This window comes from Listeria sp. PSOL-1 (assembly GCF_902806445.1).
In the GTDB taxonomy this organism is placed as follows: Bacteria; Bacillota; Bacilli; order Lactobacillales; family Listeriaceae; genus Listeria.
On the sequence record NZ_LR760298.1, the window covers coordinates 1,668,265 to 1,681,187 of the forward strand.

General features: G+C 37.3%; 13 protein-coding genes. All 13 read right to left on the bottom strand.

Going from position 1 to position 12,923, the window contains the following annotated elements:
* Position 1: 1 nt before the first annotated feature.
* On the bottom strand, positions 2 to 877 hold the full coding sequence (gene rapZ / locus G6Q10_RS08080) for an RNase adapter RapZ (RefSeq protein ID WP_163654931.1): 876 nt from the start codon (positions 875 to 877) through the stop codon (positions 2 to 4).
* Between the two features lie 208 nt (positions 878 to 1,085).
* On the bottom strand, positions 1,086 to 2,816 hold the full coding sequence (locus G6Q10_RS08085) for a phospho-sugar mutase (protein ID WP_163654933.1): 1,731 nt from the start codon (positions 2,814 to 2,816) through the stop codon (positions 1,086 to 1,088).
* Between the two features lie 19 nt (positions 2,817 to 2,835).
* On the bottom strand, positions 2,836 to 3,825 hold the full coding sequence (gene galE, locus G6Q10_RS08090; RefSeq protein ID WP_163654935.1) for a UDP-glucose 4-epimerase GalE: 990 nt from the start codon (positions 3,823 to 3,825) through the stop codon (positions 2,836 to 2,838).
* Between the two features lie 299 nt (positions 3,826 to 4,124).
* A complete protein-coding gene (gene trxB, locus G6Q10_RS08095) occupies positions 4,125 to 5,081 on the bottom strand; it encodes a thioredoxin-disulfide reductase (protein ID WP_163654937.1) in 957 nt (318 codons plus the stop codon).
* An 82-nt stretch (positions 5,082 to 5,163) separates the two neighbouring features.
* The gene (locus G6Q10_RS08100; protein ID WP_163654939.1) at positions 5,164 to 6,603 is read right to left on the bottom strand and encodes a tetratricopeptide repeat protein; all 1,440 of its coding nucleotides are present in this window, start codon (positions 6,601 to 6,603) and stop codon (positions 5,164 to 5,166) included.
* Between the two features lie 43 nt (positions 6,604 to 6,646).
* Positions 6,647 to 7,126 carry an acyltransferase gene (locus tag G6Q10_RS08105; RefSeq protein WP_163654941.1) on the bottom strand — a complete coding sequence of 160 codons (480 nt, stop codon included), beginning with the start codon at positions 7,124 to 7,126 and terminating at the stop codon, positions 6,647 to 6,649.
* A gap of 3 nt (positions 7,127 to 7,129) precedes the next feature.
* Positions 7,130 to 7,786 (bottom strand): pyrophosphatase PpaX, encoded by a 657-nt coding sequence (ppaX, locus tag G6Q10_RS08110; protein ID WP_163654943.1) that lies wholly within the window; start codon positions 7,784 to 7,786, stop codon positions 7,130 to 7,132.
* A 27-nt stretch (positions 7,787 to 7,813) separates the two neighbouring features.
* Positions 7,814 to 8,635 (bottom strand): prolipoprotein diacylglyceryl transferase, encoded by an 822-nt coding sequence (gene lgt, locus G6Q10_RS08115; RefSeq protein ID WP_163654945.1) that lies wholly within the window; start codon positions 8,633 to 8,635, stop codon positions 7,814 to 7,816.
* Positions 8,636 to 8,658: 23 nt separating this feature from the next.
* Positions 8,659 to 9,597: an HPr(Ser) kinase/phosphatase gene (gene hprK / locus G6Q10_RS08120; RefSeq protein WP_163654947.1), complete on the bottom strand. Its 939-nt coding sequence runs from the start codon at positions 9,595 to 9,597 to the stop codon at positions 8,659 to 8,661.
* A 186-nt stretch (positions 9,598 to 9,783) separates the two neighbouring features.
* Complete coding sequence (locus G6Q10_RS08125) at positions 9,784 to 10,134, bottom strand: phage holin family protein (protein ID WP_163654949.1); 351 nt, start codon at positions 10,132 to 10,134, stop codon at positions 9,784 to 9,786.
* Positions 10,135 to 10,143: 9 nt separating this feature from the next.
* The gene (locus tag G6Q10_RS08130) at positions 10,144 to 10,341 is read right to left on the bottom strand and encodes a PspC domain-containing protein (protein WP_163654951.1); all 198 of its coding nucleotides are present in this window, start codon (positions 10,339 to 10,341) and stop codon (positions 10,144 to 10,146) included.
* The gene (locus G6Q10_RS08135; RefSeq protein WP_163654953.1) at positions 10,342 to 11,571 is read right to left on the bottom strand and encodes a DUF4097 family beta strand repeat-containing protein; all 1,230 of its coding nucleotides are present in this window, start codon (positions 11,569 to 11,571) and stop codon (positions 10,342 to 10,344) included.
* A 60-nt stretch (positions 11,572 to 11,631) separates the two neighbouring features.
* Entirely contained in the window at positions 11,632 to 12,873 is a 1,242-nt protein-coding gene (locus G6Q10_RS08140) for a DUF4097 family beta strand repeat-containing protein (RefSeq protein WP_163654955.1), read from the bottom strand.
* Positions 12,874 to 12,923 lie beyond the last annotated feature (50 nt).

Consider the following 12,923-nt stretch of genomic DNA (forward strand, 5'->3'; position numbering starts at 1 on the left):
ATTACCTTTCCTTCCGCCGCAACATATCCCGGTGTGTGATTGTCGTTTCATATTTATTACCGATTGCTTTGCCCACATATTCAGTGAGAGCAACTGAACGATGCTGTCCACCAGTACATCCTATAGCAATAACAAGTTGTGTTTTTCCTTCTCGTTTATAAAAAGGCAATGTAAACATTAGAAGATCAATGACTTTATCTAGATATTCTTGCGTTTCTGGCCACTTCATGACATAATCATAAACTTCTTTATCTTTACCTGTTTGCGGACGCATTTTGTCAATATAATGTGGGTTTGGCAAAAAACGCACATCAAAAACTAAGTCAGCATCAATTGGTAAACCATATTTAAAGCCAAATGAGACAATTTGGACATTAAATACATCTTTTTCACTTTCCTTGAATTCCGCATTGATTCGATCGCGCAGTTCACGTGGCTTTAAATTTGATGTATTAATGACAATTTGCGCACGCCCTTTAAGTTCGCTTAGCATATCGCGTTCTGCCTTAATGCCGTCAATAATGGAGCCATTGGGTTCTAGCGGATGGTGTCGTCTTGTTTCTTTATAACGTGATACAAGCACCTGATCATCAGCTTCTAAAAATAAAATTTTTGTTGTAATAAAAGAAGTATTATCGAGTTCATCCAGTGCTACTTGGATCGAATCAAAAAATTCACGTCCACGCAAATCCATCACCAGCGCAATTCGATTCATCTTCCCGGTTTCTTTCATCAATTCCCAAAATTTAGGTAAAAGTGTTGGAGGTAAATTATCAACACAAAAATAGCCTAAATCTTCCAGTGATTGCATAGCAACTGTTTTCCCTGCTCCGCTCATTCCTGTAATAATAACCAATTGCAATTGACTAGCTGCCATAAATTTCCGTCCCTTCATTTCATATATCTTTTATTTTAGCACATTTTGCTTTGGAAAAAACGAAAAATGGATGAATGAATGATTAAATTCAAGCGGTAAACAAATGGCGAGTTGTGGAAATTGTTCATTTAAACTCCCAATTACAGATTTTGGCAGAACCTAGAAGCAGGCCCTGCCAAATTTATGAAATATAAGTGCTTTCGCCAATTTATTTTTCCACGTATTCCATTAGTGCGATTTTTATTTTCGTTAATTTATCAACGCTTGCTGCTTCATTTTGATCTTTTACACTGAAATAAAATTTAATTTTTGGTTCAGTCCCCGATGGACGCAAACAAAACCATGATCCATCTTCAAGATAAAATTTTAAAACATCTGCGCGCGGCAACGTGATTTTCTTTGTCTTATTTGTTTTTAAGTAAGTGATTTCACTACGTAAATAATCCTCTATGCGCTCAATTTTTTCACCGGCAATGTTTGTTATCGGCTCTGAGCGGAAGGTTGTCATGATCTCAGTAATCCGTTCAGTTCCATCTTTACCGCTTAATGTGAGTGACACTAAATCTTCTTTGTAATAACCAAACTGCTCAAAAAGCTGTTTAAGTTCATCATCCAAGCTTAGCCCTTGAAGTTTAGCATGAAGAGCCACTTCGGAAATAGCAAGGACAGCTTGAATAGCGTCTTTATCGCGTGTAAATGATTTGACCATATAACCATTACTTTCTTCATAGCCAAATTCAAATGTATGCGTATTATTTTCTTCAAAGGTTTTAATTTTTTCAGCAATAAACTTAAAGCCGGTTAAGACTTCAATCATGCTTACACCATAATATTCAGCAATGGCACTTCCTAGATCACTTGTTACGATTGATTTCAAAACAGCCGCATTTTCATGAAGTTCATTTTGAGCTTTTTTTTGTTTTAAAAGGTAGTTCAAAATTAAAACACCAATTTGATTCCCAGAAAGGACATGATATTCTCCCTCATTTGTACGAATAGCTACTCCAAGACGATCCGCATCTGGGTCTGTCCCAACCAAAATATCTGCATGGTGATTCTTACCATAACGAATAGCTAGATCAAAAGCTTCTCGGTTTTCTGGATTTGGTGACTTTACTGTGCTGAAATTAGGATCGTTAATAAATTGTTCATCTACTTTGATAATATTCGTAAATCCAGCTTGTTGCAGTGCTGGCACGCCTAAGATACCACCTGTTCCATGAAGCGGTGTAAAAACGATTTTAAGTTCAGAACCTTTTTCTTTTGTCATTTGCTGATTAACAGTAACTTCTTTTAACTTTTTAAGATAAGGTGTATCTACTTTTTCGCTGATAACTTCCAGAATACCGCTTTCTTTTAATTCAATAATATCAGCTGTTTTAACCGAAAAGATGTCTTCAATTTCATCCATATAAGCGGTTACTCTATCAGCACCTTGTGGAGGCATCTGTCCCCCATCTTCCCCGTAAACTTTATAGCCATTATATTCTGGTGGATTATGGCTTGCCGTAATCACGATACCGCTAAAACAATTCAGATATCGTACAGCAAATGAAAGCTCTGGTGTTGGTCGTAATGCTTCAAAAACATAGCTTTTAATGCCATATACTCCCAGCACAGCAGCACTCTCATAGGCAAATTCTTGCGACATATGCCGTGGATCATAAGCAATAACAACCCCACGTGCCTTTGCTTCTGTGCCGTTTTCCATAATATAACGTGCCAAACCTTCAGAGGCTTTTCGGATCGTATAGATATTCATTCGGTTCGTACCTGGACCGAGCACACCACGCATGCCAGCAGTACCAAATTCCATATTTCGATAAAAGCTATCTTCTAAAGCGCTAGAATTATCTTTTAGTTGCTTTAATTGATCTTTTAATTCTGGTAACAAATTGTGATATTGAAGCCACTTTTCATATTCTTCTTGCCAATTCATCCTATTGCTCCTTTCTAAATTAGTCTTCGTACCCGTTTGGATGTTTTGCATGCCATTCCCATGCTGAGGCGATAATATCTTTTATATCAGTATAAGTTGGTTGCCAATCGAGCGTTAATTTTACTTTCTCACTAGCAGCAATTAAAGTACTTGGATCACCTTGTCGTCTGGCTACTACCTTAGCTGGAATTACTTTTCCTGTAACCGCTCGAGCAGCTTCAAGCATTTCTTTTACCGAAAAACCCGCACTACTCCCTAAATTAAAGATATTGCTTGGTCCCCCTTTTTTTAAATATTCTAATGCTAGAATATGCGCTTCAATTAAATCGACGACATGAACATAATCACGAATACACGTCCCATCTGGCGTAGGGTAATCATCGCCAAAAATGGCTAGCTCAGAACGCTTTCCTTGAGCAACTTGTAAGATAATTGGAACAAGATGTGTTTCTGGAGTATGATCTTCACCAATTGAACCGTCTGCTTTTGCACCAGCAACATTAAAATAACGCAATGAAACGTACTTGATGCCATGCGCGATATCGCACCATTTCATCATTTTTTCCATAATGAGTTTTGTATCGCCATACGTGCTTTCTGGATTGGTTGCCATCTCTTCTGTAATCGGTACAACTTCTGGTTCCCCATATGTTGCAGCTGATGACGAAAAAACGATGTGCTTAACGCCAAATTCTTCCATCACTTCAAGTACAATTTGCGTGCCGTAAATATTATTATTTAAATAAAGAAGTGGCTTTTCCATGGATTCCCCAACAAGTGAGTTCGCCGCAAAATGGATAACACCTTCTACTTGTTCTTTTTCAAAAACAGTACGTAAAAAGGTTTTATCGCGAATATCACCTTGATAAAAATGTGCTTTTTCGTGCACCGCCTGCTTGTGGCCTGTTTGTAAATTATCGACAACTGACACATGATATCCACGATCTACTAATTGATCTACTGCATGCGAACCAATATAACCTGCTCCTCCAAGAACAAGTACGTTCATGCTGATTCCTCCTTTAGACTATTCAATCCTATCTTTTAATTCTACACTAGAAAAATACTGAGGTCACGAAAATTTGCACAAGTTTCACTAAATCGTCATAAATCATACAAAAAAGTCTGGACATAAACAAGCCACTCACGATTTAAGAGGTTTGTCAGACTTCCGGTTCTCACGCACAATCGTACGCTCCGCTTCTGACAAACCTCTTAAATACAAATGTTTTCGTTCTATTTTTTAAACCATATTTTCTTAAAAAATAGAGCTGAATCACATGACACCCAAACTCATTTTTCACTCAATTATATATCAATAGAGGCTAATTCTTCTTTTAGCTCTTCAACATATTTCTGCGCATTTTGACCTGCAATGCCGCCATCGCCTGTTGCAGTAACAATTTGACGCAATGTTTTGACACGAACGTCCCCAGCAGCAAAAATACCTGGGACAGCCGTGCGCATTTCGTCATCTGTTATGATATAGCCCTCTTCATCTGTAATCCCCAAATCGCGAAAAGCACTTGTAAGTGGTACAAGGCCAACATAAATGAAGACCCCATCAGTGCTAACTTCTCGCGTCGTTCCATCTTTAGTCGAAATCAATTTAACGCCAGTGACTTTATTTCCATCGCCAAAGATTTCTTCAACTGTCGAATCCCAAACAAATTCTACCTTCTCATTGCGAAAAGCTCGATCTTGTAAAATCGGTTGGGCTCGTAATTTATCGCGCCGATGAACGATTGTCACTTTGCTTGCATAGCGGGTCAAATAGTCCCCTTCTTCAACAGCCGAATCGCCTCCACCAACCACAATTAATTCACGGTTTTTGAAAAATGCACCATCACATACAGCACAATAAGAAACACCTCGACCGCTTAATTCATCTTCACCAGTTGCTCCTAGTTTGCGATGTTCTGCACCTGTAGCAATGATCACAGCACGTGCTTTAAAGCTTTTTGTACCTGCCGTAACCAGCTTATATTCTTTCAAATCTTCAATTCCTTTGATATCGCCATAAGCATATTCTGCTCCGAATTGTTTGGCTCCTTCAAACATTTTTTCTGATAAATCCGGGCCAAGTATATTCACATAACCAGGGTAATTTTCTACATCTGCAGTATTAACCATTTGTCCACCGGGAACCCCACGTTCAATCATTAATGTGTCTAAATCAGCACGAGATGTATATAAAGCGGCAGTCATCCCAGCTGGACCTGCTCCAATAATAATAACGTCATAGATTCTTTCTTCACTCGCCATAAAGCGCCCTCCTCTAGTTAGCCTAAGCCTTAAAACAAGCTTAATATGAAATTCTGAAAACGTCTATCGATCTGCTCATAAACTAGATATAGCAAATTGCTTCTACATCAATATGGCAAAACGCAGCAGCTTCATCTTCTTCCCAATTTAAACAATGCACTAAGAAGAAAGCTGCCAGTTCTGCTGTCTTCTCCTCGGGCCACTTACTTTCCATTTTGAATAGGTGCGAAGCCATTTTATGGTAAAAAGAAAGATACTCGCTTGAAAGTGATAAGCCTTGCTCCTCGTAAAAATGCCAAACCTTCAACAATTCAGCACCATTTTGTTCTAATGTATCTGGTAAATAATCCAGTTTAGTAAATATAAGATGTTCTAAATAACTCCATTTACTCATATCAAAAAGCGGATGAAACAATACAATTTCCGCCCGAGTAGCCGAAATCGATAAAGCATACACCCCAATGAAGCGATACACTTCGTCTTCTGCATCAAGCAGCGTTAATACTTCAATAATATCATCAGCAAAATTCACTTTTTCATGCCAAGGAAAATCGCTGTGTTCATAGATATCACAATCTAGAAATTGCTGCCACATCGCCTTAGATTCTTCTAAAAAATCAAGATGAAAAGCCGACTTAGCATAATAATAACAATACCTAGCACGATCTGTTATCTCTAAATCGTCAACTGTTTGAAACAACCTCCAAGCTTGTTTATATTCACCAGCCATTGCATGAATAATTGCCAGTCGCTCCTTATGATAAGCCAAAACAGGAAGAATATTTTTTAATTGATGATAGAAAAAATGCGCCTTTTCCTGTTGATTTTTAAAGTAGTAATAATGATACATATCTGCTAACCCAAGCAAGTTCCCAGGGTTACGCTCTAATAAATCAGCCAATATCTTAAGCCCTTTTTCTTCCAATAACTGCTCAAAATAAAGCGCAGCAAGTTGATTATACGCTGGCCAAAAATTAGGTCGCTCATTCAACACTTTTTCTAAAAATTGGCAAGCCGAAGAACTGTCTTCTTCAGCCAAATACTGATTAATTTCTTTTTTATATTCGTAAAATTCTTGCTCATAATGACTAAAACGACTTTCAAGCATACCAGCAATCGGCGTTTCTTCAAGTAAAATATGTGCAAGATCATCCGCTTCTTCTTTATATTCGCCATTTGGATTTAGCTCCAAATAACGTCGAACATATTGCAACGCTCGCCGATAATCTTTCATATAAGCAAAATTATTAGCAATAAAATAATAGCATTCCGTCATCTCTGGACTAATTTCTTCTAAAATTCGCCTAAGCAGCTGATTCGATTCATAAAATCGCCTAATCTCAGTGTAACAGATCGCCAGTTGACACATAATAACTGGTTCACGAGGCTCAAGTTCGTTCGCTCGCTTTAAAAAGCGAATCGCTTCTTTGAGATTTTCTTCTCTGAAAAAAGTTAAACCTCTTTGAAAATAAAATTGACCGCTCGGGAGAAAATGAACGATCTTCGTTACTTCTTTTTTCACTTTCTCCCCTCCATTTCTTCTTTGATAATAAAAAGTGCTTTTTTCATTTCATTTGCATAGGATTACTTGTAACAAAAGCACCCGGTGGAATATTTTTTGACACGACTGTTCCTGCTCCAATTGTAGCGTTATCACCAATTATAATGCCGGGTAAAATTGTTACATTTGCACCAATTAAGACATTATCTCCAATAATAACCTCACCAACACGATATTCCTTGATTAAATACTCATGTGTCAAAATCGTAGTATTGTAGCCAATAATTGTATTTGAGCCAATTGTAATCTTTTCAGGAAAAAGCAAATCGGGCGTCGCCTTATAAGCAAAGGCCGTTTTCGCACCGATTTCCATGCCTAACAGTTTACGGTATAGTTTCCTTTTACCCGCAATCCATGGAAAAAAACGACAACATTCAATAATTATTGTATTTTTCAATACCCGCCAGAAAGAAACGGATTGATAAAGATGAAATAACGGGTTTTCATTGTTATTTTTTGCAGGAAAACTTTTCACATCCCGCATGCTTTACTGCTCCTCACTTCTTACAATTTTAAGTAAATCGCCCATTGTTGCTAACATATAATCAGGATGATAATTTTGTAAATGCTGAACACCCTTAATTGTCCAAGAAACTCCTGCTGTGAGCGTCCCCGCATTTTTTCCTGCTAAAATATCATGATAATTATCGCCCACCATAATAGCCTCATCCGCTGTAGCGTTTAAGAGCGATAACGCCATCTTTATTCCTTCTGGATCAGGTTTTGCTTGATTTACTTGATCAAGCCCAATCACAACTTGAAAAAATTTATCTAAACCGGTTAATTTTAATCCGCGCATGATCACATCATATCGCTTCGTTGAGACGATAGCTAGTTTGTAATTTTCTTCGTAAAGTGCCCGCACAGCTTCATATACTCCATCATATTCAAGAACTAAAGCATCATGGTTGGCGATATTGTGCTCTCGATAAACAGCTGTCATTTCATCAACCCGATCTGGTAAAAATTGTTGAAATGTCTCACTAAGTGGCGGACCAATAAACGGCAAAATATCTTCACGCGTAAACACCTGATTTGGGAAAAAAAGACTTAACGTTTCTGTAAAACTAGCAATAATTAGTTCATTTGTGTTAATTAATGTTCCATCTAAATCAAATAATAACGTTGTCAATCGTTTTGTCATTTCTACTCGCCTCTTTTTGTCATCAATTTATTTTTTACCAAACTTGTTATCTAAATAATATGGCGGATTCGTCTTCACACGGCGATAAACGATTAGCGCAATGGCAACAAAAATGAGTACAACTGCTAAAACTTGAGAAACGCGAAATGCACCCCACATCAAGCTATCTGTTCGCATCCCTTCCACAAAAAAGCGTCCAAATGAATACCAAATAAGATAACTTAAGAACAATTCTCCGCGTTTGATTTTTGTCCGACGAAGAATGAGCAACACAATAAAACCAAGCACATTCCATAAGCTTTCATATAAAAAAGTCGGCTGATAATATGCCCCATCAATGTACATTTGATTAATAATAAAATGAGGCAAATGGAGACTTTCAAGAAACTGACGAGTGGTTTCCACACCATGTGCTTCTTGATTCATAAAATTCCCCCAGCGTCCAATAGCCTGAGCAATAATCAAACTAGGCGCAGCTATATCTGCAAGCTGCCAAAAAGAGATCTTCCTTTTCCAAGCAAAGACAATCGCTGTTATAACCGCTCCAATTAAGGCACCATAAATAGCAATCCCGCCGTGCCATATTTTAATGATTTCACTTGGATTATCTTTATAATAACTCCATTCGAAAACAACATAATAAATCCGCGCACAAATAATAGAAATTGGAATTGCCCAGATTAGTAAATCCACATATAATTCCTTGTTAAGGCCACGTTTCGTCGCTTCTCTAAGCGCAAGTAATAACGCAATCACTACAGCTGTCGCAATGATAATCCCATACCAGTGAATAGAAATACCACCTAGTTTGAGAGCTATTGGATTGAGCGGCTTAATAGCATTAAACATCTTCTACCTTCTTTCTTTAACGATTAATCGTTAATACTTCGATTATGATTAATTAATTTGTTTAGATCTTGCGTAAATTGTTCAGCCGCATTGTACCCCATGTTCTTAAGACGAAAGTTCATCGCCGCAACCTCAATGATGACTGATAAATTTCGTCCTGGCCGAACAGGAATTGTAATTTTAGGGACATCCATGTCAAAAATACGTGTTTTTTCTTCATCTAGACCGACACGATCATAATGCTTTTCAGAATCCCAATTTTCCAAATGAACAACGAGTGTAATTTTTTTACTTGAACGCACTGCTCCGGCTCCAAACAATGTCATCACATTGATAATACCTAGACCGCGTATCTCTAGTAAATGTTCAATAATCGCAGGTGAAGAACCAATTAATGACAATTCATCTTCTTGACGAATTTCGACATTATCATCTGCAACAAGTCGATGCCCACGTTTTACAAGTTCTAATGCTGTCTCACTTTTCCCAACGCCGCTATTTCCAGTAATCAAAACACCTAACCCATAAATATCAACAAGGACACCATGCATTGAAATTACTGGTGCAAGCTTGCTTTCTAAAAAATTGGTTATGTAAACGGAAAGCCTTGTTGTTTTAAGGCGCGAACGAAGGACAGGTATACTGACTTCCGAAGCGGCTTGAATAAGTTCTTTAGGCGTTTCTAGATTACGTGATACAACGAAAGCCGGCGTTCTACTTGTACACATTTGCCGGTAACGCTTTAGCCTTTCTTTCGGTTCCATTCCTTCTGAAAAAGAGATTTCAGTCATTCCAAAAAGCTGGACACGATCTTCAGGATAATAGGAAAAAAAGCCAGTTAATTCAAGCCCTGGACGTGACAGGTCACTTGTTAAAATCGGCCGTTCCAGCCCTTCTTCAGCACAAACTAATTCTAATTGTAATCGTTCCTTTAGTTCTTTTACAGAAACTGATTTCGACATGTAAGTAAACCCTCCATATAAATTGTGAGTGATTTAACTGCCCACTTGCAGCTAGACGATTATTCTTATTTTAACACTTCAAAAGAGTTTCTAACAGTTTTTTCTTATAATTAAAATATACTAAGATTAGTGGACGGCCCGCTTAACAAAAAAAGCTGTCCACTAACCTTAGTATATTTACTACCTTTAGTTCTTTTTTTCCCAGAGTACTGAATTAATAATTAGATTAGCAAATGCCATAATAGCAGCTAAAATTAAAGCCGTACCAAAACCATCAATCACAAATGAGCTTCCCATAAAATAAGTAGTCAACTTAAGCATTAACGCATTAATGACAAAAGTAAATAATCCCAACGTAAAAATATTAATTGGCAAGGTTAAGATAAAAAGGACTGGACGCACAAGCATGTTTAAAATGGCTAAAATAAAGCTTGCTAAAACAGCTGTTCCAAAACCGGCAACATGAAAGCTTGAAAAGAAACCTGATAATGCAACAAATAAAACAGCATTAATAATAACTCCGGCTAACCAGCGCATAGCCTGCCATCACTCCCATTCAGAACTTGTATCTCGAGGCATGATAATCATCGCGACAATATACAGTATAACACCTGTGAAGGCAAATAGTCCAAAAAGCGCCCAAACAATTCTTACAACAGTCACATCAATACCAAAATATTCCGCTATACCACCGCAAACACCAGAAAGCATCTTTTGGTCTGACGATTTTCGCAATTTTTTCATTTAATTATCCTCCTCAGGTGAAATTGGTTTTTCTGTTAATTCGGTTACTTTTATAATTCCTGTATTAACTTGTGCTTGTAAGGTTGCGGTGCTCATTTCATCCGCATTTTGTGTAAAGACAAAGCTTTGAGCAGAACTATCCCACACTTTTGCATTTTTCAAATCAAAATAGATTTTTTCGCGTTTTGTGCCCATCGTTCCATCAACGTTCCAGCTTGATGGGATTTGGATACGAATATCACCTTTAGGTGCCTTCAAATCGACTGAAGTAGCTGTATCATTTTCAAGTGCTAAATCAATATCTCCTTGCTCAGCATTCATAACGATTGTTAAGAATTTTCCACTTAGCAGAATGTCCCCCCGTGCGGTTTTCATATCAACATTTTCAATATTGCTCTCGTTACAATAAATTTCACCATCTAAAGCTTCGGTGCTTAAAAACTTCCCACTTGCTCTTGACGAACGAATATCGCCATGATGTACTTTAACCATCCCATCTTCTACTGCCAAATCATTATATTTCAAACTACCGTTAAGCAATTGAATCTTTATTTGTTCATATAAACGATTAGGCAAAGTTAAGGTAACGTTTGTTTTCAAAATTTCTTTTTTTGATTCAAAAGTAAAGCATTCTTGATTAATGTCTAACATCGTTTGACTGAAAAAGCAATCCCACAATTGGTCTTCACTAAACTGGCGTACTGTTCTTGCACGCTCATGCACAGCTAATTCAACACGCATTTTTAATGTTTCGTTTTCCCAAGTATCAATAGTTACGTCTCCTGTTGCAATACGTAATGCGATTTCTTTGCAAGTTGTATTTTCAAAAGTGAACTCACGTACAGGCCACTGTTTGGGTTCTTGTACTAAAGGCTCTCTTTCGTGTTTTCCTTTATGAACATGCGTATGAACGTGTGTTCGATGTCTTTTTTTCATGCGATCTATTTGTTCAAATCTTGCTCTTCTGCGATTAGAAGCATAGCGCGCTTTTTCTTCTGCTTTACGTCTGTGCTGTTCTAAAACCTCTTCATTGCTTAGATCATCAGGAGGGATGATGAATAAAGCAATGATATAAGCGATAAACGCAATTCCTGTCTTTACTGTTACGATAGCAACCACAACAAAAATCAAACGGAGTAAGGTCGCATCAATTCCCGTGTATTCGGATAACCCACCAAAAACACCACCGATTTTGCGGTCAACTCGAGATCTTTTTAACTTTTTCCCCATGTCGCTCGCTTCCTTTCTTTGTTTTTCTTAGGGAGTATAAACTAATTGCCTTTTAGTTTATTACTTTGCTTCACGTACTTTAACAGTCCCTGTAGTTGCTTCTGCTTCAATCTGAACGGAGGCACTATTATTTTCTGGCATTTTTGTAAAAACAACTGATTTATTGACGGATTCTTTTTTGGATTGTAGTACTTCAGCTTCTTTAATATCAAGTTGTATTTTACCGAGATTCGTATGAAGTTTGCCATCTTTACCAATTTCGCCCGGTAGAACAATATCGATGTTGCCAGCTCCGGTTTTTGCTTTAATTCGTACGGCTTCTTCCCCTGTTAGTTGATAATTGACATTGCCGTTTTTGGTTTGTAAGGTTGTCGAATAAAAATCACCTTTTACAGCAACATTTCCATTAAATGTTTTTAAAGCTACATCACGAATAACACCATTTTGAATGCGGACATTCCCATTAATTGACTCAATTTCAGCTAAAGTCGCATCTAATGTCCCAACACTAATATTTCCGTTTGTTGTTTTGGCAAATAAATCACGACCTGTTAATTCATCAATATGAAAGTTGCCATTTAAGATCTTGATGGAAACATAGTCATACTCGCGACGTGGCAAATATACGGTTAGATTAGTGATGATTTGCTTCGATTTAGATTCAAATCGAAGGGTTTCTTCATCTACTCGTAAAGTTGTACGATCAAAGAAAATTTTCATTGCTTCTTCTTCAGGATATTCCCTGAAAAGCTTGATCATTGCATGAATTTTAATGTCATCATTATCTGACGGTTTAAATTCAACATTCCCATTTGCTATCTCAAATTCAAGAATAGAAAGGGTTGTATCATGATAAACAAAATCACGCTCTAATTTTGTTGAAGTTAGAAACGGAAATGGCATGTCTTTTACTTGATTAAATGCTTTATTTAAAAATGAACCGAATTTCTCACCTGCCTGTGAAAAATCATTGATTACGTTTTTAAATGGTTCTTCATTTTTATTTCTTTTATCAGTATCTTCATCTTGCTTGTTCCACTCATTCTTATTGTGCTGTCTGTTTGACTCGCGTTTACTGCCGTGGTGATAAGGGTTATCTTGTGTGTTCCAACCATGCGTGTAATCGTGGTTTTCACCCTTTTCGCTGTTATCTTTATGGGGAGAATCTGCTTTTCGAATATGTTCAGTCGCTGCTGTTTCCCCTTCTTTTTTTGAAATATTTTCAAGCAATGTTAGTGCTTCATCTGTGGAAATTATACCTTGCTTAACAAGTTCGAGAATACGTTTACGTTCATTTTCCATTTTAAAATGACCTCCTAAAATAATCGGTATAGGTTTTCTATGTTCTTATT

Bases quoted from the DNA above. Each gene is read 5' to 3' on its own strand.
- rapZ (WP_163654931.1), bottom strand. From the start codon at position 877: ATGGCAGCTAGTCAATTGCAATTGGTTATTATTACAGGAATGAGCGGA.
- G6Q10_RS08085 (WP_163654933.1), bottom strand. From the start codon at position 2,816: ATGAATTGGCAAGAAGAATATGAAAAGTGGCTTCAATATCACAATTTG.
- galE (WP_163654935.1), bottom strand. From the start codon at position 3,825: ATGAACGTACTTGTTCTTGGAGGAGCAGGTTATATTGGTTCGCATGCA.
- trxB (WP_163654937.1), bottom strand. From the start codon at position 5,081: ATGGCGAGTGAAGAAAGAATCTATGACGTTATTATTATTGGAGCAGGT.
- G6Q10_RS08105 (WP_163654941.1), bottom strand. From the start codon at position 7,126: ATGCGGGATGTGAAAAGTTTTCCTGCAAAAAATAACAATGAAAACCCG.
- ppaX (WP_163654943.1), bottom strand. From the start codon at position 7,786: ATGACAAAACGATTGACAACGTTATTATTTGATTTAGATGGAACATTA.
- lgt (WP_163654945.1), bottom strand. From the start codon at position 8,635: ATGTTTAATGCTATTAAGCCGCTCAATCCAATAGCTCTCAAACTAGGT.
- hprK (WP_163654947.1), bottom strand. From the start codon at position 9,597: ATGTCGAAATCAGTTTCTGTAAAAGAACTAAAGGAACGATTACAATTA.
- G6Q10_RS08125 (WP_163654949.1), bottom strand. From the start codon at position 10,134: ATGCGCTGGTTAGCCGGAGTTATTATTAATGCTGTTTTATTTGTTGCA.
- G6Q10_RS08130 (WP_163654951.1), bottom strand. From the start codon at position 10,341: ATGAAAAAATTGCGAAAATCGTCAGACCAAAAGATGCTTTCTGGTGTT.
- G6Q10_RS08135 (WP_163654953.1), bottom strand. From the start codon at position 11,571: ATGGGGAAAAAGTTAAAAAGATCTCGAGTTGACCGCAAAATCGGTGGT.
- G6Q10_RS08140 (WP_163654955.1), bottom strand. From the start codon at position 12,873: ATGGAAAATGAACGTAAACGTATTCTCGAACTTGTTAAGCAAGGTATA.